Source organism: Lutibacter oceani, from assembly GCF_003384935.1.
In the GTDB taxonomy this organism is placed as follows: Bacteria; Bacteroidota; Bacteroidia; order Flavobacteriales; family Flavobacteriaceae; genus Lutibacter; species Lutibacter oceani.
Genome location: NZ_QTTQ01000009.1, coordinates 367,591 through 386,393 on the forward strand (window position 1 = coordinate 367,591; position 18,803 = coordinate 386,393).

At 28.9% G+C, this 18,803-nt stretch carries 17 protein-coding genes; all 17 read right to left on the bottom strand.

Annotation, left to right across the window (positions count from 1 at the left end; translation table 11 throughout):
- Positions 1–23: 23 nt before the first annotated feature.
- The gene (locus BX611_RS01725) at positions 24–1,910 is read right to left on the bottom strand and encodes a polysaccharide biosynthesis protein (protein WP_115877762.1); all 1,887 of its coding nucleotides are present in this window, start codon (positions 1,908–1,910) and stop codon (positions 24–26) included.
- Position 1,911: 1 nt separating this feature from the next.
- A complete protein-coding gene (locus BX611_RS01730) occupies positions 1,912–3,024 on the bottom strand; it encodes a DegT/DnrJ/EryC1/StrS family aminotransferase (protein WP_115877763.1) in 1,113 nt (370 codons plus the stop codon).
- Positions 3,025–3,887: 863 nt separating this feature from the next.
- Positions 3,888–4,484, bottom strand: coding sequence for an acetyltransferase (locus BX611_RS01735; protein WP_115877764.1), 597 nt, complete (start codon positions 4,482–4,484; stop codon positions 3,888–3,890).
- Between the two features lie 2 nt (positions 4,485–4,486).
- Complete coding sequence (locus BX611_RS01740) at positions 4,487–5,092, bottom strand: sugar transferase (RefSeq protein ID WP_115877765.1); 606 nt, start codon at positions 5,090–5,092, stop codon at positions 4,487–4,489.
- A gap of 298 nt (positions 5,093–5,390) precedes the next feature.
- Entirely contained in the window at positions 5,391–5,795 is a 405-nt protein-coding gene (locus BX611_RS01745) for an endonuclease domain-containing protein (RefSeq protein WP_115877766.1), read from the bottom strand.
- Between the two features lie 330 nt (positions 5,796–6,125).
- Positions 6,126–7,316: a glycosyltransferase family 4 protein gene (locus BX611_RS01750; protein ID WP_115877767.1), complete on the bottom strand. Its 1,191-nt coding sequence runs from the start codon at positions 7,314–7,316 to the stop codon at positions 6,126–6,128.
- On the bottom strand, positions 7,297–8,454 hold the full coding sequence (locus tag BX611_RS01755; protein WP_115877768.1) for a hypothetical protein: 1,158 nt from the start codon (positions 8,452–8,454) through the stop codon (positions 7,297–7,299). The genes BX611_RS01750 and BX611_RS01755 overlap by 20 nt, the downstream gene beginning before the upstream one ends.
- Positions 8,454–9,707 (bottom strand): oligosaccharide flippase family protein, encoded by a 1,254-nt coding sequence (locus tag BX611_RS01760; protein WP_115877769.1) that lies wholly within the window; start codon positions 9,705–9,707, stop codon positions 8,454–8,456. Before BX611_RS01760 ends, BX611_RS01755 begins: the two co-directional genes overlap by 1 nt.
- A 3-nt stretch (positions 9,708–9,710) precedes the next feature.
- On the bottom strand, positions 9,711–10,790 hold the full coding sequence (locus tag BX611_RS01765) for a glycosyltransferase (RefSeq protein ID WP_115877770.1): 1,080 nt from the start codon (positions 10,788–10,790) through the stop codon (positions 9,711–9,713).
- A complete protein-coding gene (locus BX611_RS01770) occupies positions 10,787–11,671 on the bottom strand; it encodes a glycosyltransferase family 2 protein (RefSeq protein WP_115877771.1) in 885 nt (294 codons plus the stop codon). Before BX611_RS01770 ends, BX611_RS01765 begins: the two co-directional genes overlap by 4 nt.
- Entirely contained in the window at positions 11,672–12,754 is a 1,083-nt protein-coding gene (locus tag BX611_RS01775) for an EpsG family protein (protein WP_115877772.1), read from the bottom strand.
- Positions 12,751–13,308: a serine O-acetyltransferase gene (locus BX611_RS01780; RefSeq protein WP_115877773.1), complete on the bottom strand. Its 558-nt coding sequence runs from the start codon at positions 13,306–13,308 to the stop codon at positions 12,751–12,753. Before BX611_RS01780 ends, BX611_RS01775 begins: the two co-directional genes overlap by 4 nt.
- 5 nt (positions 13,309–13,313) lie before the next feature.
- Positions 13,314–14,423, bottom strand: a complete 1,110-nt coding sequence (locus tag BX611_RS01785; RefSeq protein WP_115877774.1) for a glycosyltransferase — start codon at positions 14,421–14,423, stop codon at positions 13,314–13,316.
- A complete protein-coding gene (locus BX611_RS01790) occupies positions 14,420–15,523 on the bottom strand; it encodes a glycosyltransferase family 4 protein (RefSeq protein ID WP_115877775.1) in 1,104 nt (367 codons plus the stop codon). Before BX611_RS01790 ends, BX611_RS01785 begins: the two co-directional genes overlap by 4 nt.
- 31 nt (positions 15,524–15,554) lie before the next feature.
- Entirely contained in the window at positions 15,555–16,637 is a 1,083-nt protein-coding gene (locus BX611_RS01795) for a polysaccharide pyruvyl transferase family protein (RefSeq protein ID WP_115877776.1), read from the bottom strand.
- The gene (locus BX611_RS01800) at positions 16,634–17,668 is read right to left on the bottom strand and encodes a glycosyltransferase family 2 protein (protein WP_115877777.1); all 1,035 of its coding nucleotides are present in this window, start codon (positions 17,666–17,668) and stop codon (positions 16,634–16,636) included. The genes BX611_RS01795 and BX611_RS01800 overlap by 4 nt, the downstream gene beginning before the upstream one ends.
- Positions 17,658–18,800, bottom strand: a complete 1,143-nt coding sequence (locus BX611_RS01805) for a glycosyltransferase family 4 protein (RefSeq protein ID WP_115877778.1) — start codon at positions 18,798–18,800, stop codon at positions 17,658–17,660. The genes BX611_RS01800 and BX611_RS01805 overlap by 11 nt, the downstream gene beginning before the upstream one ends.
- Between the last annotated feature and the right edge of the window lie 3 nt (positions 18,801–18,803).

The window sequence follows — 18,803 nt, forward strand, 5'->3', positions numbered from 1 at the left end:
TTGCAAATATATTTAATAAATAATTATTTATCCAGCACTTCATATGTTGAATTATTTGAAATATATTCTGGCACAATTTGCTTCATCTTAAAAACTGTTTGCTCAAAATTAATTTCATTATTAAAAACACACAAATCTTCAATTTGTTGTTTTACCTTAATTAAGTCTATTGATGCTGTTTTGGCTATCATAATTTTATCATGATACGTAGGCATTGTATTTTCAGAATCTCCAATTAATTCTTCATAAATTTTTTCACCAGGTCTTAAGCCTGTTATTTTAATATCAATTTCTTCAGGAAATTTTAATCCAGATAAACGAATCATATTTAAGGCTAAATCATATATTTTAATTGATTTTCCCATATCAAAAACAAATATTTCGCCTCCTTTCCCCATACAACCTGCTTCTAGTACTAGTTGACAAGCTTCTGGTATGGTCATAAAATACCTTGTAATATTTTTATGTGTAACCGTTATTGGGCCTCCATTTTTTATTTGTGATTGAAACAATGGAATAACCGATCCATTTGAGCCCAACACGTTTCCAAAACGGGTAGTAATAAATTTTGTTGAACTATTTTTATTTAAACAATTAATATACATTTCGGCTATTCGCTTTGTTGCTCCCATAACATTTGTAGGGTTAACAGCTTTATCTGTAGAAATCATCACAAATTTTTCAACTTTATTTTGAATTGAAATATCTGCAATATTTTTACTTCCAATAACATTTGTTTTAACAGCCTCGTAAGGATTTTCCTCCATAAAAGGAACATGCTTATATGCTGCAGCATGAAAAACTAAATTTGGTTTATATTTTTCAAAAATAGTATTCATTCGTTCTTTATCTTGAACATCAGCTACAATTGATATAACATTTTCAATATTTTTATTAATAAAAAATTGCTGTAGGTTATAAAGATCTGATTCTGCCTGATCAATTAAAATTAATTGAGTAAAATTAAAATTAGTTATTTGCCTAGCAATTTCACTTCCAATGGAACCTGCCGAACCCGTTACCAGAATCACTTTATTGTTAAATTCATTATACAACACAGGGTTGTTTAATTCAATAGGAGTTCTTCCCAATAAATCTTCAATTTTTACCGATTTTATTTGTTTGGCTTGTAAATCCCCTTCAATCCATGATTTAACTGGTGGTACAATTTTAACTTCAATTTGTAATTTTGATATGTTATCTACAATTTCTAACAGTCTTGATGGTTTAATATTTTGAATTGCTAAAATAATTTCATTAATGTGCTTTTCTTGAATAAAGGATTTATTTATTTTATCAGAATTATACACTTTAACTCCATTCAATTTACTTCCAGATTTTCTTTTATCATCATCAATAAATCCAATTATTTGAATTTTACTTCGTTTATCATCCTTTAAAATCGAGTAAACCAACATACCTGCTTCACCTGCGCCATAAATAAGTGCTCTCTTTTCAATTTCTGAACCTGCCAATAAAAGTGTATACAATTCTTTATATAAAAACCTGCTAACTACTAAAACAACTACATTTAATAAAAAATGTATTGCTATAATTGACCTGGGAATTGTAAATTGAGACACTAATTTAAACTGGTGATTTATCATAACAACACCAATTAAAAAAGCGAAAATTAACAAACTAGATAATAATACGTTTATAGAATCCTTAATACCTGTATGTCTTATAATTCCCTTATAAGAACCTATAATTAAAAAACTTATTAAGGTTATAACTATTACAACAGGTAGTTGTATTATAAACTTTGACGTATCAAAGTTAAAACTAAAATTAAAACGTATTAAATACGAAAGTATAAATGTATTTATAACAATATATATATCAATTATTAATACTAACCAACGTGGTGTATTTCTTTTTAACAGTTCTCTAAAGACACTACTTATCATACTAAAAACAGTTTAGAACCCCAACAATTCTATGTAATTCATTTTCAGTAATACTAGACCCGCTTGGCAAACACAACCCAGTATTAAATAATTTTTCTGAAATTCCATTGCTGAAATTTAAACATTTTTTGAATATTGGCTGCAAGTGCATTGGTTTCCAAAGAGGTCTGGATTCAATATTTTCTTGTTCTAAAGATAGTCTAATTTTTTCTCTTATTTTAAATGAAGGCATTAGAACACATGTTAACCACCTGTTTGAGTAATAACCATCTGGTTCTTCCAGAAAAGTAAAATCCGAATTTTTTATATGTTTTTTATAAAAATTAAAATTATTTCTTCTTGTCATTACTCTATTTTCTAGTACTTCTAATTGACCTCTTCCAATTCCGGCAACTATATTAGACATTCTGTAATTATAACCAATATTACTATGCTCATAATGCGGCGCATTATCCCTGGCTTGTGTTGCTAAAAAAATAGCTTTTTCTTTTTCAACTTCATTTTTAGTTATTAATGCACCTCCACCTGAAGTTGTAATAATTTTATTACCATTAAAAGATAAAACAGAAAAATCTCCAAAAGTCCCACACTTTCTTTCATTTACCATACTTCCTAATGCTTCAGCACTATCCTCAATAATTGGTATTTCATATTTTTTACCCAATGCATGAATTTTAGTCACATTATAAGGCATTCCATATAAATGCACTGCAATAATTGCCTTTGGTTTTTTCCCATTTTTCAACCTGTTTAAAATGGCAATTTCCAATTGCTCAGGACACATATTCCAAGTTTCCAATTCACTATCAATAAAAATGGGTGTTGCTCCTTGGTATATAATCGGGTTTGCAGAAGCAGAGAACGTAAAGCTTTGACATAATACTTCATCTCCTTTTGTAACTCCTAATAAAATTAATGAAAGATGAATGGCAGCAGTTCCTGAACTTAAAGCAGCAACATGTTTTTTTTGACCTTGGTAATTTTCTAAACTTTTTTCAAATTCATTTACATTTGGCCCTAAAGGTGCTACCCAATTAGTATCAAATGCCTCCTGTACATATTTTTGTTCGCTTCCACCCATATGTGGAGGAGATAGCCATATTTTTCTACTCATTATAATTCTATTCCAATCAAAACGTAAAAATACAGTTTTTTATTATGATTCGCCGTTTGTTTTTGAAATGAAAGCTGTCAAACTTTAAACCTGAGACGTAAGCGCTAAACCGTCATTGCGAACGGAACGCAGTGGAGTGAAGTAATCTGTTGGTATATTACATAAAACAAACTTTTAGATCCATTCATAAGATTGCCGCAGTCGTTTTGTCATTGCGAACGTAACTTAGTGGAGTGAAGCAATCTGTTGGTATATTACATAAAACTAACTTTTTAAATCCATTCATAAGATTGCCGCAGTCGTGTTTTTATTTACATTCAAACACTCCCTCGCAATGACGTAATACTCCGTCATTACGAACGGAACGCAGTGGAGTGAAGTAATCTGTTGGTATATTACATAAAACAAAATCCAAAACACTTTCAGAAGATTACTTCGTTGCTTTCGCGCCTCGTAATGACGTAATGCTTTGTCATTGCGAACGGAACGCAGTGGAGTGAAGTAATCTGTTGGTATATTACATAAAACTAACTTTTTAAATCTATTCATAAGATTGCCGCAGTCGTATTTTCATTACTTTCAAATACTCCCTCGCAATGACGTAATGCTTTGTCATTACGAACGGAACGCAGTCGAGTGAAGTAATCTGTTGGTATATTACATAAAACAAAATCCAAAACACTTTCAGAAGATTACTTCGTTGCTTTCGCGCCTCGTAATGACGTAATGCTTTGTCATTGCGAACGGAACGCAGTGGAGTGAAGTAATCTGTTGGTATATTACATAAAACTAACTTTTTAAATCTATTCATAAGATTGCCGCAGTCGTATTTTCATTACTTTCAAATACTCCCTCGCAATGACTTACTTTTTAATCTCTCTTGCAGGATTTCCAACAAACAAAGTACTATCTGGCACATCTCTAATAACAACCGTACCAGCACCTATAGTTACCCATTTACCAATAGTAATTCCTTGTATTATCTGAGCGCCAATTCCTATATGTGAACCCTCGCCAATTTTAACATTTCCGGCCAAAGAAGCATTCGGTGAAATATGTACAAAGTCATCTAATACACAGTCGTGTTCAACAACAGCACCTGTATTAATTATGCAATGTTTTCCAATTTTGGCTGAGGCATTTACTACTGCGCTTGCCATTATGGACGTTCCTTTATCTATAAATGCGTATTTAGAAACCACTGCATTTGAATGAATTACTGAAACATAATTAGCTGTAACAGATTCAGCAATTTGCTTTCTTACTTTATTATCACCAACACTGATAATTAATTCTTTAATGTTCTTTTTATCAAATTGCTTAAAATTATAAATTGGGATATTTAAAATTGACTTTAATTCATTATTATCATCAAATACCCCTTCAATTATTTTATTGGTAGAAGATTCTATACTATCTATTATCACTTTACAGTGGCCACTTGCTCCATATAAATACATACCTAATTATTTCCTTTAAATCTATTCATTACAATAGTTGAGCCTGCATAAATCCCATCAGAATTTAATACTTTTTTTATTGTTTTAATAATAATTTGAACATCTAATTTAAAACTTAAATTTTCAACATACCAAACATCGTATTCAAATTTTTGTTGCCAACTTATAGCATTTCGCCCATTTACTTGCGCCCAACCTGTAATTCCAGGGCGTACTAAATGCCTTTTTTTCTGCTCACTATTATACAAAGGTAAATACTCCGGCAACAATGGTCTTGGACCTATTAAACTCATATTACCAATCAATACGTTTATCAATTGTGGAATTTCATCTAAAGAAGTTTTTCTAACAAAATTCCCAACTTTGGTAAGTCGTACTGCATCATTTAATAAATTGCCATTTACATCCTTCTTATCATTCATTGTTTTAAACTTAATAATTGTAAACAATTTCCCATTTTTACCTGGGCGTTTTTGAAAAAAGAAAGGTTTTCCACTATTAGCAATTGTTAATAGTAATATAAAAACCAGTAAAACAGGTGATAGCACTATCAATCCAATTAAGGAAAGTAAAAAGTCAATGGCTCTTTTGAATATTTTTTTGTACAATTTTTTCGTGGTTTATTAATGCTAAAGTGAAGACAAATATAATATAAATTGAATGATGATTTGGCTTTAAAATCATTTTACATAATGCTATCTGGCATACCTGTTGAAATGTTTACACACCCTATTCACTCTCAAGAGGGGAATTTTTAACCGTACTTTCAACTCTTTTCTTAAAAGACATCAAGATTTATTTTTAGCTTTTAATCTATAATAAATTCATTTTAATTTTCAGTTCCCATCTTGAGTGAGATTGGGAGTGTGTTTCACCTTTTACTTCAGAATAAATTCATACAAATTTTTAGCTCCCCTCTTGAGAGGGGTTAGGGGTGTGTTTTTCAAACTCACTGATATAAAACTCAATAGCACGTAAAACATTTTCCATATCTTTTAAAACTTGTTCGTCACTAAAACGCAAAACAGTTATCCCAAATTTATTTAATTGTTTTTCTTTCTTTACATCTTTTTGATGTACCTCTAAAAACTCGTGTGAATAACCATCTAACTCAATTCCTAATAATAGCTCAACACAAAAAAAATCTAGAATATAATTATCAATTGGCTTTTGCCTGTGAAAATCATACCCATAAAATTGTTTTCCTTTTAACTTTCCCCAAAGTATAATTTCTGACTTTGTTGAATTGTTTCGAAGTTCTCGTGCCAGTAATTTTAATTTTGGGTTGTATGGAATTATTTTTCTTTTCATAACATTAATTTACACACCCCTAACCCCTCTCAAGAGGGGAATTTTTAACCGTACTTTTAACTTCCCAATAAAAGGGATTTAGAATCTATTTTTAACTTTTAATCTATAATAAATTCATTACAATTTTTCAGTTCCCCCTCTCAAGAAGGGAATTTTTAACCGTACTTTTAACTTCCCAATAAAAGGGATCTAGAATCTATTTTTAGCTATTACTCTATAATAAATTCATTTTAATTTTCAGTTCCCATCTTGAGTGAGATTGGGAGTGTGTTTCACCTTTTACTTCAGAATAAATTCATACAAATTTTTAGCTCCCCTCTTGAGAGGGGGTTAGGGGGTGTGTTTTTCTAATTCTTTATACTCCTCTAATATCGCTTCCCAAACCAACTTTTGTTCATACCTATTCTCAATCATCTTTCTTGCATTGGATTTTGCTAAATTAAAATTATCTTTTTCAACTAAACAATTCCTCATTTCTTTTTCTAGGGCTGTTGTATTTTTTACAGGAACAATCCAACCATTTTTACCTTCAATTATAATTTCATTACAACCATTTATATCGGTAACAATACTTGGCAATTCCATTGCTCCTGCCTGCAGAACCACGTTTGGAAAACCCTCTCTATAACTTGGAAAGACCAACATGTTTGAAATTGCAAAATACGGACGTACATCTTGTTGATAACCAACTGAAATAATAGTTGGGTCATTTTCTATACAATGGATGGTTTCTTTTTTTAATGGATCTAAGTCTTGTTCAAATGGGCCTACTAGCAGGAGTTTACAGCTATAGTTTAACACACCCCTTGCCCCTCTCAAGAGGGGATTTGATTGTAACTGTTTAAATGCTGCAACCAATTCGTTGATGCCCTTATCACCTACTATACGCCCTACAAAAATAAAAACAAAATCGTTTTTCTGGATTCCCAATTGTTCCTTTAAGGTATCTTTATCTTTAGTTGAAAACAATTGAGGATTAAAATAGGCTGTATTAATTCCGTTTGAACTTCCATTTGCAAGCACTTTTAATTTTGAAGTTTTTGCAAAGTTGTTATTGATAATAATTTCTTTTAAACCCTTTGAATTTGGATACACCTTAGTTGCACATGTGTAAGTTAATTTTTCAACAAAATTCAATAGTTTTCTTTTAAAACCCGTTGCTTCTAACAAAGGCATTCCAGCAACGGTATGCAACCTGTTTGGCACGTTTGCTAATGTAGCCGCCAACATACCAATAATTCCAGCTTTTGGTGTATGAGTATGTACTATAAAAGGCTGTTCTTTTTTAAAAAATCTAACTAATTTAAATAAGGCAATTATATCTTTAAAAGGGGTGATTTTTCGTGTCATTTCAACAGGAAAAACCTCCACATTCTCTTGCTTTCCATATGCAATTAACCTTTTTTCATCCGCTGAAACTGCAATAACCCGGTAATAGGATTTCATAAAACCCAATTGCCCTTCCAATAGTTTTTCTAATGAAATTGGTACGGTGGTTATTCTAACTAGTTTCTTTTTCATTATTTTTTATTGAATTCATATACGTTATAAAAAAATAAAATAGATACGGCAAAAACATAATTCGCATTCTATTTCCTAAGCCTAAATTATATAAATAAGAGCCAAATAAAACAATTAATAATATACTTGCTATTAAGGCAAATTTTTGGTCTATTCTAATCCTTTTAAATTTAAACTTCGCTTTTAAGATATAAATTATCAGCCCTATAAATACAATTACAATATATATATTTTCAATAGCTGCCATCCATTGAAACATATTTTTAATGTTATATAAAAATGGTAATGGCATAAAAAGCAAATAGGCTATTCGTGTAAAAATATTGGTGTTTAGTAAATCTATTTTAGAATTACCGTTGGTTTCAGAATAATTTACAAGCATTGCAAAAACATCCTGAAAACTATTTATTTCAACTATTTTTATGTTTAAAAAATAAATTAAAAATAATGGAAATAAAACTAGCACCCCTAAAGTAGCACCAAAAAGTAATCTTCTTTTTATTGCCTTACTAATTTCAGCATCTAATAAAACAACTACTAAAAGTGCTAATAGTACTACAAAAAATACATGGGGTCTAATTAAAAAAATAAGCATTAAACTTCCTATTAAAATCCAATCAAACGTTTTTGTTTTTATTTTTTTTAACAACAGCACCATCAGTGTAAAAAGCAATGCCTCTTTACCTAAAAACGAAGTCCAAAAATGTGTAGAAGGAATTATAAAAAACAGCATTAGAAAAAAGGATCCCTTATTTAATTTTTTAAAATCTATCAATTTAAAATATGCTAAAAAGCCTTTATAACTTAGTGTAGCAAAAACTAAAAACAACACTTCAAAACTAATTTTTAATTTTACCAAGGGATAAATTAGAAAGGAAATAATATACCCTCCCACTTTAAAAAGACTCAACCAATCAGGAGCCTCAACAGCAGCAGTATAATATTTTACTGGATCGTTATTTGGAAATTTATCCAACAACAATAAAAAAGCAATGGTTGCTCCAAAATGAGCAATACATACTAAAATTGTAAAGGTTTTTAAAATAACTGAATCAGCATTTTTAACAGTTAAAACCAAACTATTTAACACAAAATAGGCAATTCCCAAAATGATTAAAATATTAAGTATTGTTGCCATTATTTTTGAATTAACCCGGTTTCAGCATTATTTTTTTTAAACAAAACATACGACAATAATGCATACAATCCTCTTGCTGCAATTAAAAATACTGCGCCTCCCAAATAGGTGTATTTTATTATTAAAAAAACACCAATAATTAAACCTGTTAGGGTAGCAAAAACAGTAATTACACCAACTACTTTATCTTTTCCAAATACCAGTAAACCATTAACACTGTAAGAAGAAATAATTGCCATAAGTAACGGTGTAGGACTTAGCAATTTAATAATAAAAACAACCTGTTCTAATGCATATGCGTTTTCAAGTTTCAGCCAAGGCTTTATTAAAAAATCGGCACTAAAATACATAGCTACAGCTAGTATAAAGCCAACGCTAATCAATACCTTGAATGCCAATTTCATCGCACTTGTATTTCTATTAACCATTGGGTAAAAAACTTTGGTTAAAATAGCATTGATAGTTGAAAAAGCATTTGAAAATTTCACTCCTAATTGCATAAAACTCACATGCGTTGGAATACTAAAAAACCCAACCAGCAACATGGCAATATTTGAAAGTACAGAAGGAACCAACAAGTTTATAAATGAACTGAAATTAGCAACCATATATTTACGCACTTTTTTAAATGGCAAGATCTTAATTGTAAGTTGATACTCATTTAAAACATAGGTAAAACTTATAAAACCAGCAATTAACATGCCTATGGCTTCAAATAAAATAATATATACAAAGTCTTTAGGCTGCCTTATAAACAATATTACTAAAAGAACGTAAATTAATGTAGCAACTAAGTTTATAGCTGGTAAAAACTTCATTTTTTCCATTCCTAAAAAAAACCAGCGTAATGAAAACAAATCGCTGATTAGTAAAAATGAAGCAAATAAATACACTAATTTATACGATGAAAATTTAGGCACAAACAGGATTAATAAAAGCATTACAATTAACAGCAAGCCTGTTAAATAGAGCTTCACCGAAAAGACCTCGTTAAAAATTACATCTATCGTTTTTTGGTTGTCGGTAGCTTTTTTTGCCAAGTCTCTTACAGCTACTAAATTAAAACCATAATTGGTAATATTCATAAAAAAAAACAGCAAAGCCAATGCAAAAGCATACACCCCATAATTTTGTAAGCCCACCTTTAAAATTAAATAAGGTATTAACCAAATAGCAATTGCTAAGTCAATTGCTTTTACAGAAAACAATGAAAGGGTGTTTTCAAAAAAGTGGTATAGTTTGTTGGCTTTCAAGTTTTAAGTTATTGTTTTATAAAATCCTATATGCTTTTCAACCATCATTTGAATATCATATTTTTTTGAACGCTCTAAACAAGCATTTGCAACTTCGTTATAATAATTCTCATCATTAAGCAACTTCATAATCTGTTTTGCTAAAGATTGTGCATCACCAACCGAGAATAATAAACCTGCTCCTTTTACAACATCTGTTAAGCCCGGTGCATCTGAAGCTATAAAAGGTTTTCCTGAGGCCATGCCTTCAATACTTGAAAGTGATAATCCTTCATGGTAAGATGACAAAATTATTATGTCAGCTGTTTTTAAAAGCTGTGGCACATCCATTCTTATCCCTAAAAATTGTACCCTGGATGTTAATTGTAACTTTTTTACCAAAGCTTCACATTCAGGTTTTAACTCCCCTTCACCAACCAACAATAGCTTAATATAGTTTGGTAGTTCTGTTAAACTTTTAATCAATGTAGCTTGATCTTTTTGTTCTGTAAAACTTGATACTTGAATTAAAATTTTATCATGTTCTGTAAAAAATATATTTTTAGGATTTGGGTTTACATTTTTATAATTTTTAAGGTTTATACCATTATTTATTAATTTAAATTTTGAAGGTTTAAAATTTAAATGGCTTCTTAAATTTAAATCAACTTCCTTAGAGATGGTAACTATTTTTGTATACCTTTTATAAATAAATTTATCTACTAACCTAAAAATTGCTGAACTTCGGCGTGTATTTGTTGTATTGTGCTCAGTATAAATTATTTTAGGTTTTTTAAGGTTAAGCATACTTGCAAATGCCACCCAATATAATGCTGGAAATAAATGCACATGAATTACGTCGTATTTTTTAAAGTAAGGTATAATTTTAAAAATAAGGAAAGGGTTATAAATACTTTTATTTGTTAAACTATATATTTTACAGCATTGTTGCTTTTTTAACGTTTTTAAAAAAGGATAATTTGCTCCATCAAGTACTAACAAGTCCATGGCTATTCCTTTTTTATTATATAAAGGCAAGGTTTCCAACACTAATTTTTCGGCACCGCCCGTATTTAAACTGTTTATTACTTGAAGTACTTTCATTTTTTACTTTTAAAAACAATGTATAAATGAAACAAAAATCCTAAAGGTAAACACAAAAAGGTAAGTACTTTTTTTGGGTTGTTTTTAAAAAATTTATAATCTCCTATAAACAATGTGGATGATATAAAATGTAACGTTTTTTTAATTTTAGTTCTGAAATCATGTACATACTTTAACTCTACTGTTCTTGCATAACGGAACCCTTTAGGGTTTAATTTGTATTGTTTTAAAATAGTATTGGATGAACCACCTGGTAAATATTCTACCACACATAACGCTTGGTTTAAACAGACCAATTGATACTCTTGATCTATCATTAAATACAAGATTCCTAATGGCACAAAACGCTCTCCATTAAAAATTGGATATTTTGGATATTTTTTAACCACATCAGTTCTTAACACTAATTTTTTATCTCCTTTAACCTTATACTTGTTATAAATATCAGAAAGTGAGCTAAACTCTATTTGTTTCGGAAACTGTTTCCCAACAATTTCACCATTTTTAAACACATCCAACCCAACAATACCAGCAATTTTTTCTTTATTTAAAACAGATTTCCACTTATTTAAAATAAGTTCAATAGCATTGTTTGGCATATAATCATCTGAATCTATACAAACATTCAATTCAGTTTTAATTAAAGCATACGCTGTATTATGTGCTCCATGCATTCCTTGGTTTTCTTGAAAAACGTACTGTATTGCTATTTTACCTTCTTTTATCCAAGATGCTACTAATTCTTTAGTAGTATCCGTAGAACCATCATCCACAACCAACCAACAAAAATCTGTTACAGTTTGATTTACCAAACTATTATATAATTGTGGCAAACAAAAGGCGCGGTTATATGTGGGTGTAAAAACAGTAATTTTTTTCATTTATAATGTCATATAATATGTAAATCCATAATAAATTAGCACCGTATATGCCAATACTTTTTGTTGCTTTACAAAAAAACGCTGTTTAAAAAATGGGTAAAAAATAATAATAGCCATTAAAAACCATGATAAATAGGCAAAACGGTTTGAAAAACTGGAACGGATTACCAAAATCCAAAAAGCATTTGCAGTTACATAAATATTAAATAACTGGTGGTACAATTTATCATCAAAATGCTTCTTAAAAATAAAATAATAGCCAACATACACAGCAGCTGCACTATACAATAAAAAATCCCATCGAAAACCCACTCTCGAAAATTGATCAGCAAACCGAGCATCTGTCAAATAAGTTAATCGATCTCCTCCAAAACCCACAGATGCAAATAAGCTTTCCCAAAAACCTCCTAATGCTAATGACAAGGGAATTGCCAACAACCAGCCAATTAAATAATGACGGGTGTTTGTATAAAACAATGTTAAAACGTAGGCAGCAATAGGAATAATAACACTTCCATGAATTAAATAAGCAATTAAAAAAACACCATATTTAAGGTACTTATTTTTAGTTAAAGAAAGTCCATAAATAACAAATGAAGTAGCAATTCCATTCCGAATGCCATTGGTGCCGTAAGCCCAAAAAGAAAAAGAAGCAATCAACATTAAAAAAATAAAATAGCGGTCAGTTCCAAACCATTTTTTTGCAGCACTATATAAAGGTATTACATACAGTATAGCACAGAGTAAAAAAAAGTATTGGACAGTCATAATCCCACTGCAAAATTTCATAAACAACCGCCAAAAATAATCCTTGTTATTGGTTATTTCAGCTCCATTGGAGAATTCTCTAAAATATTTTGCATAAATACCCATATCACCAAAAACAAAACTGATAGGACGCAACCCCATATACAATGTAACCGCAAATAAAAACAACAACGAAACATACTCTTTTTTTGAAGCACTTTGGATAACATACCCTTTAACTTGTAATTTCAAAAAAGTAATTAAAATTACGACCAGCAAGGCATTGTAAAAAAATGGCGTATAAAACGGAAGTGGTATTATGGAATTAAAAATCATTTCTGGTTAATTATTTTAGCTGGGTTCCCGGCCACAACCGCATTTTTAGGTACATCTTTAACTACAACAGAACCAGCACCAATAATAGCATTATCACCAATTACTATATTTCCAATAATTATAGCATGGGCATGTATTTGAACATTATTACCTATACTTGGCTTTTTACCTTCCTTTTCTCCAATGGTAACTAAGTGATTTATATAAACATTACTTCCAACCTCCTCAGCATTAATAATTGTAGCGTAAGGGTGTGCCAATTTTAGTCCACCGCCTATTTTTGTATGAATATCAATTGTAAAACTAGGATGTTTTGGATAAAAAACACGTAATAATTTTGAAAAAAAACTGTGTATTCTAAAATAAAATAAAGTTCTAAAATAGCGATTGGTTAACAACTCTAATGTTAAATCATATCCTAAATGTACCCCTTTATTAACAACCGTTTTTCTTGCATATAAATCTTGAATTATAATAACTTTATTATTAGAAAACAGAAATAATAATAAATGAGGTAAAAGCAATATTTGACCAAAAAAATATAAGATTTTCATACACATTAACTATTAAAAATTTTAGTATTCCATAAGTTCATAATGTGTTCTAAGTTATAATTATTTGAATTTATGTATGCATTTTTAGCTATTTTTTTTTGTAAACTTTCATTAGTACTAAACTCAAATAAGGATGTTACAAAGGCTTCAATATTATTATTTTCAACCAGTAAGCCATCAATTGCACTATTAATTATATTTCGCGGCCCTGTTGGGCAATCAAATGCAATTACCGGTACACCAACTGAATTTGCTTCTAATATAACCATTGGAAAACACTCCTGTTCCGAAGTTATTAAAACTACTCTGGATTTGTTTAACTCATTAAAAACATGAGATGATTCATTCATAAAAATGATACAGTGTTCTAATTTTTTTGTTTTTACCAGTTCAACAATTTCATTGGCATATATATTATTTAAAGTACCATAAATCAGCAATTTCCAATTTGAGTTTACCTTAGAAAACTGATCCCATATTTCAACCAACAATTCCAAACGTTTTACTGGAGCAAAACGAACTACACTTACTGCTATCAATTCTTTACTTGCTATTTTCTTCAGTTGTTGGTTTGAATTAATTATAACAGGATTGGGTATTACCTCTATATTTTGCGATTTATAAAACATAGACTCCTCAGCACTTAGCACTACTAACTTATCATATTTTGCCTCAATAAAATTCAATAGTTTTAATTTAATCCCTTTCATTTTATTAGTATAAAAATATTTAGTAAAATGAAACTCTTTTATAATTTTTGTTTTTCTAAGTATTAAAAAAGGTAATATATAAGTAATTGGTATGTGTGATGCTACTACAATAAAATCTGGCTTTTCTTTTAAAATATATTTTTGAACTTTTAAGATGTTAATTACTAAAAGCATCAAATTTTGGATGGAAAAATAACTTTTTAACCGCTTATAATTTATTTTTAAATCAATGAAATGAACCCTTGGATCCAATTCATAAATTAATGGTTGGTTTTTATTTTCGGTACTAACTACACTTACATCATACTTAAATTGTGTAGCCCAATAATTGGCTTTAATGGCTACCAATTTTTCTATACCACCATGTGTATGTAATTGATCAACAAATATTGCTACCTTTTTCATTTTAAGTGTACCAGAGATTGAAATAAATCATCCCATTTTTTTACAACTTCATTTACATTAAACCTATTTACATCTTTTAATGCATTCGTGCCTAACTGCTGTCTTAAAGCTTTATTTTCCATTAAAGCCATTAATTTAGCAGCAAAGGTATCAATATCACCATTAGCTACCAAAAAACCATCTTCACCATCTTTTATAATATCCGCAGGGCCGTGCGGACAATCAAAAGCTACACACGGAACACCGTAACTCATAGCCTCAATGAGTACCATCCCAAAACCTTCAAAACGCGAAGTCATAACATAAATAGCTGCTTCTTTATACTTTGCTTGTATGTCTTTAATTGGTGGATAAAATTTTAATGATTTATCAATATTAAATTGTTTTGCTTTTTCTTCTAATCCTAATGTTGGGTTTAATTTCCCATAAACTTCTAAACTCCAATCGGGAAATTTATCATGAACCAAACTCCAAATATCCAACAACCTGTCATATCCTTTTTGATAGGATTGCTTACCAACAACCAATACTTTTTTATTGGTAAGTGTAGCACACTCTCCACTATTAAAAGGTAATGGATTTGGAATTACTACTATGTTATTTAACTTCCATTCTTTTAAATTCCCTTCAGTTAGTACTACAAATTTATGAAACTTACTACCTGCAACATTCATTACAGCAAACTTTAGTTTTATTTTTAAACTATGAGCAAGTGATGTTGAACCTGTGCTGTTTTCAATTTGTTTTGATACATGACGCTCATAAATAACAGGAATCTTTTTCCCGAATAGTACAGGAAATAACATTCCTTTTAAACCATCATCACATACTGAAATTATATGTGGTTGTATTTTTTTTACTGTTTTTTTTATACCAGCCCTATAACTTAATAAATAGTTAAATGGATTTCCTATTACTGTTATATCATGAAATTTAATATTCTGGCTAAAATCATAAAATGGTTGTTTATCTCCACCATTTAAAGTTAAAATATGTACTTCATATCCCATTTTATCAGCCAAATAACTTGCTTTTACAGCAAGTACACGCTCTAAACCTCCAGAACCATTGATTGCATTTGTGATATAAAGTAGTTTCATGTTGTTATTTATTAATTTGGAAAAGCAATTACTATTTACGCATCAAATATTGATCTAGTTTAAGAAAATGAGACTCAGATTCTACTTTCAAATTATTAATTTTTAATGTTTCTGTTATACATTCAATGTTCTCTAATAATTGTAAATTTTCAAACTCAATTACAGTCCCTTTAAATTTAATATCTTTCAATAAATTTTTTGTTTTATTACTATAAATAACTGGTATAACATTTATTTCGCTTAACAACCCTAGTAGGACAGCATGAAATCTTGCAGCAACTAAACACTTTAATTTAGAAATAACTTCTAACATAGCTTCTATATCTCCATTATAACTACTAACCAAAATATGTTCTTTAAATTCTATTGGTATGTTTTTTAAGATTTCTTCAACTACAATTAAATCTCCTTCCTGTTCACAAAAGGATAATAAATTAATTTTATACCCTCTTTTAATATTTTTAATAATTGATTTACTGGTATATTCTAAATACTCGTAATAATACTGACTTAAACCGAGCTTATGTTTAGGATTTATTAAGGAATACCCAATATTATTATCTTTCAATTCGTATTTCTTTAAATTGTAAGACCATAAAATATCTGGTGCATACCTAACATTTTTAAGGCTTTTAAAAAGATTAAAAGAATAAAGATCCCTAAAACATATATCATCACATAACTTAAATAAATTAAAATACTTTGTATAAAAGTCTTTTGATTTAAATGGACCAAAACTACAACCTAAAAAAAATATTTTTTTATTATTTTTATTAAAACTTGAAATAATTTCATACCTATATTTTAATAAAGACTCTGAATAACTTTCTTCCCTAAAAATACCACCACCTAAAAATAACAAAACATCATATTTCTTAGCAAATTTCTTATAATCTGTAAGAACATTATAAATACCTATTTTCCTTAAACCTTTATTTAGATAACTATATGGAAGCTTCTTAACATTTTTATATTGCTTAAAAAATGAATTATAATTATCTCCAGGATGAAGTATTGTAATTTCATAATTTGGATATCTTTTGGCTAAAACATCTAAAAATAAGTCGTCACCTAAATTAAAAGCAAGGTATATGTCTACTAAAATTTTTTTCATATTCCCCTCAGATATCTTTTAATATCAATCATTTTTTTTAGTAAATTACAATATAGTATATCTAAAACTGTTAATCCCTTTTTTAAAAAAAACAAATGAATCCCAAAAAAAAAGCGTTCTTCTTTTATTAAAAAAAGGTGTTTTTTTACATACTCATTTTCTAAAATACTATTAATATTTTTCCTTTTTTTAAAAATACCCACGTTATCGTTAGCCATATTAAACGACAGTAATTTTAATAACGCCCAAATCCGTTCTGTTTTTAAATCTTGAATAGCTATTAGCCGAAATTTATTTTTTTCAAAAACACTTTGAATAGCCTTATTAGTTAATGCTAAATAGTAAAAAAACTCAATGTTTTGTTTAGAAGTAATTCCTTCTTCATTTATTCTATTGTAATAATAATTATTAGTATTTATAATACGAATCCTTTTTGTGTAAAAGGCATATTCCAATACAAAAATTAAATCCTCAGACATTTTAACTTTTGGGTTTAATAAAATATTATTGTCTTTAATAATAGCACTTTTAAATAATTTAGCCCACAAAACTCCTGAAGTACCTTTAAAAAGGTTTAAAACAAAGTCATTTATAAAAATAGTAGTATTAACATATGGCTTAAAATCATTTACAGGTAGTGGTTTTTTATTAAACTTAGATAAGTCATAATAACCTGCACACACTAAATCAGGTTTGTATTTATTTGCAGCTCTTATAAGGTTTAATAAATAATCAACTTCTATAAAATCATCTGCATCAACAAATGTAATGTACGCACTATTTGATTTTTCTATTCCAAGATTTCTAGCACTTGAAGGCCCCAAATTAGGTTGATAAAAAGCTTTAAATCTATCATCAATATTTACAAATTTGTTATAAATTTCTTTACTTGCATCAACAGATCCATCATCAATAATAATAACTTCAAATTTTTTGTAAGATTGATTTGAAATACTATCTAAACATTTTTCAATGTATTTTTCAGCATTGTAAACTGGAATAATAATTGCTATTTCATTATTACTTTGCATCTAAAAGATCCTTTATTAAATTATTCCATTTTATCATAATTATTTCAGGTAAAAAATCTTTACTTTTAAATATTGCATTTTCACCAATGCATTTTCTTTTCTCCTTATTTTCAATTAGTTCAAGTATGTTTTTTTCTAAACTTTCTAAGTCGCCAACCTTTAACAAAATTCCATCTTTATTATTTTCAATAATATCACTTGGTCCACAAGGGCAATTATAAGAAATAACTGGCAATCCAAATTGCATAGCTTCTACTATAACCAATCCGAAACCTTCTGCCATTGATGTGAAAAGAAATATTGATGATTCCTGGTATTTCTCAGCTAAATTACTTGATGTTCCTTCTAAAAAAACATTATTAGTTAAACCTAAGCTATCAATTAATTTTAACAACTTGGGTTTTTCATTTCCTTCACCATAAATATGTAACCTCCAATCAGGGTGTTTTTTAACAATAGTAGACCAAACAATAATTTGGTCCTTAAAATTTTTAAATTTATCCAACCTACCTACGCTTATAACTTTTGAATTTAATAATTCTGAAGGGAAACTATCAAATTTTGAAACTATATTAGGAATAACAGATACGTTTTTTAAATAAGAACGAAATTTTTTATCTCTTTCTGTTAATACAACTACATGATTATATTTTATCATTTGTCGTTTATAAAGCCATGTAAAAACAGTATTAATTATACGCTGCTTAGCATTTCTAGATCCATAATTATCCATAATTTTCACAGCCTCCATTGAAGAATGCGATTCTCTCACTTTTGGTATAGATGGCAGTATGGTAGGAATTATAAAATCATCATACCCCCGTTCTAATACAAATATAATAGATGGGTTTATTTGTGCTATTTTTTCTTTATAAAGTTTTTTAAGTTTCTTTACATTCTTAAAAAATGATACTATTGGAATCCTTTTTTTTGATAGATATACAGTAATTTTCATGTCATGAAGTTTCACTTTTTCTGAAATTTCATAACAAATTGGTTTTCCATTTTGGTTTGCAATTAAAATATGAACCTCATAACCATATACCTCTGCAAAATAGTTTGCTTTATTTACTAAAACACGTTCGGCACCACCAGGTTTATTTAAAGCTCCAATACAATAGATTATTTTCATATT

Bases quoted from the DNA above. Each gene is read 5' to 3' on its own strand.
- BX611_RS01725 (WP_115877762.1), bottom strand. From the start codon at position 1,910: ATGATAAGTAGTGTCTTTAGAGAACTGTTAAAAAGAAATACACCACGT.
- BX611_RS01730 (WP_115877763.1), bottom strand. From the start codon at position 3,024: ATGAGTAGAAAAATATGGCTATCTCCTCCACATATGGGTGGAAGCGAA.
- BX611_RS01735 (WP_115877764.1), bottom strand. From the start codon at position 4,484: ATGTATTTATATGGAGCAAGTGGCCACTGTAAAGTGATAATAGATAGT.
- BX611_RS01745 (WP_115877766.1), bottom strand. From the start codon at position 5,795: ATGAAAAGAAAAATAATTCCATACAACCCAAAATTAAAATTACTGGCA.
- BX611_RS01750 (WP_115877767.1), bottom strand. From the start codon at position 7,316: ATGAAAAAGAAACTAGTTAGAATAACCACCGTACCAATTTCATTAGAA.
- BX611_RS01755 (WP_115877768.1), bottom strand. From the start codon at position 8,454: ATGGCAACAATACTTAATATTTTAATCATTTTGGGAATTGCCTATTTT.
- BX611_RS01765 (WP_115877770.1), bottom strand. From the start codon at position 10,790: ATGAAAGTACTTCAAGTAATAAACAGTTTAAATACGGGCGGTGCCGAA.
- BX611_RS01770 (WP_115877771.1), bottom strand. From the start codon at position 11,671: ATGAAAAAAATTACTGTTTTTACACCCACATATAACCGCGCCTTTTGT.
- BX611_RS01775 (WP_115877772.1), bottom strand. From the start codon at position 12,754: ATGATTTTTAATTCCATAATACCACTTCCGTTTTATACGCCATTTTTT.
- BX611_RS01780 (WP_115877773.1), bottom strand. From the start codon at position 13,308: ATGAAAATCTTATATTTTTTTGGTCAAATATTGCTTTTACCTCATTTA.
- BX611_RS01785 (WP_115877774.1), bottom strand. From the start codon at position 14,423: ATGAAAAAGGTAGCAATATTTGTTGATCAATTACATACACATGGTGGT.
- BX611_RS01790 (WP_115877775.1), bottom strand. From the start codon at position 15,523: ATGAAACTACTTTATATCACAAATGCAATCAATGGTTCTGGAGGTTTA.
- BX611_RS01795 (WP_115877776.1), bottom strand. From the start codon at position 16,637: ATGAAAAAAATTTTAGTAGACATATACCTTGCTTTTAATTTAGGTGAC.
- BX611_RS01800 (WP_115877777.1), bottom strand. From the start codon at position 17,668: ATGCAAAGTAATAATGAAATAGCAATTATTATTCCAGTTTACAATGCT.
- BX611_RS01805 (WP_115877778.1), bottom strand. From the start codon at position 18,800: ATGAAAATAATCTATTGTATTGGAGCTTTAAATAAACCTGGTGGTGCC.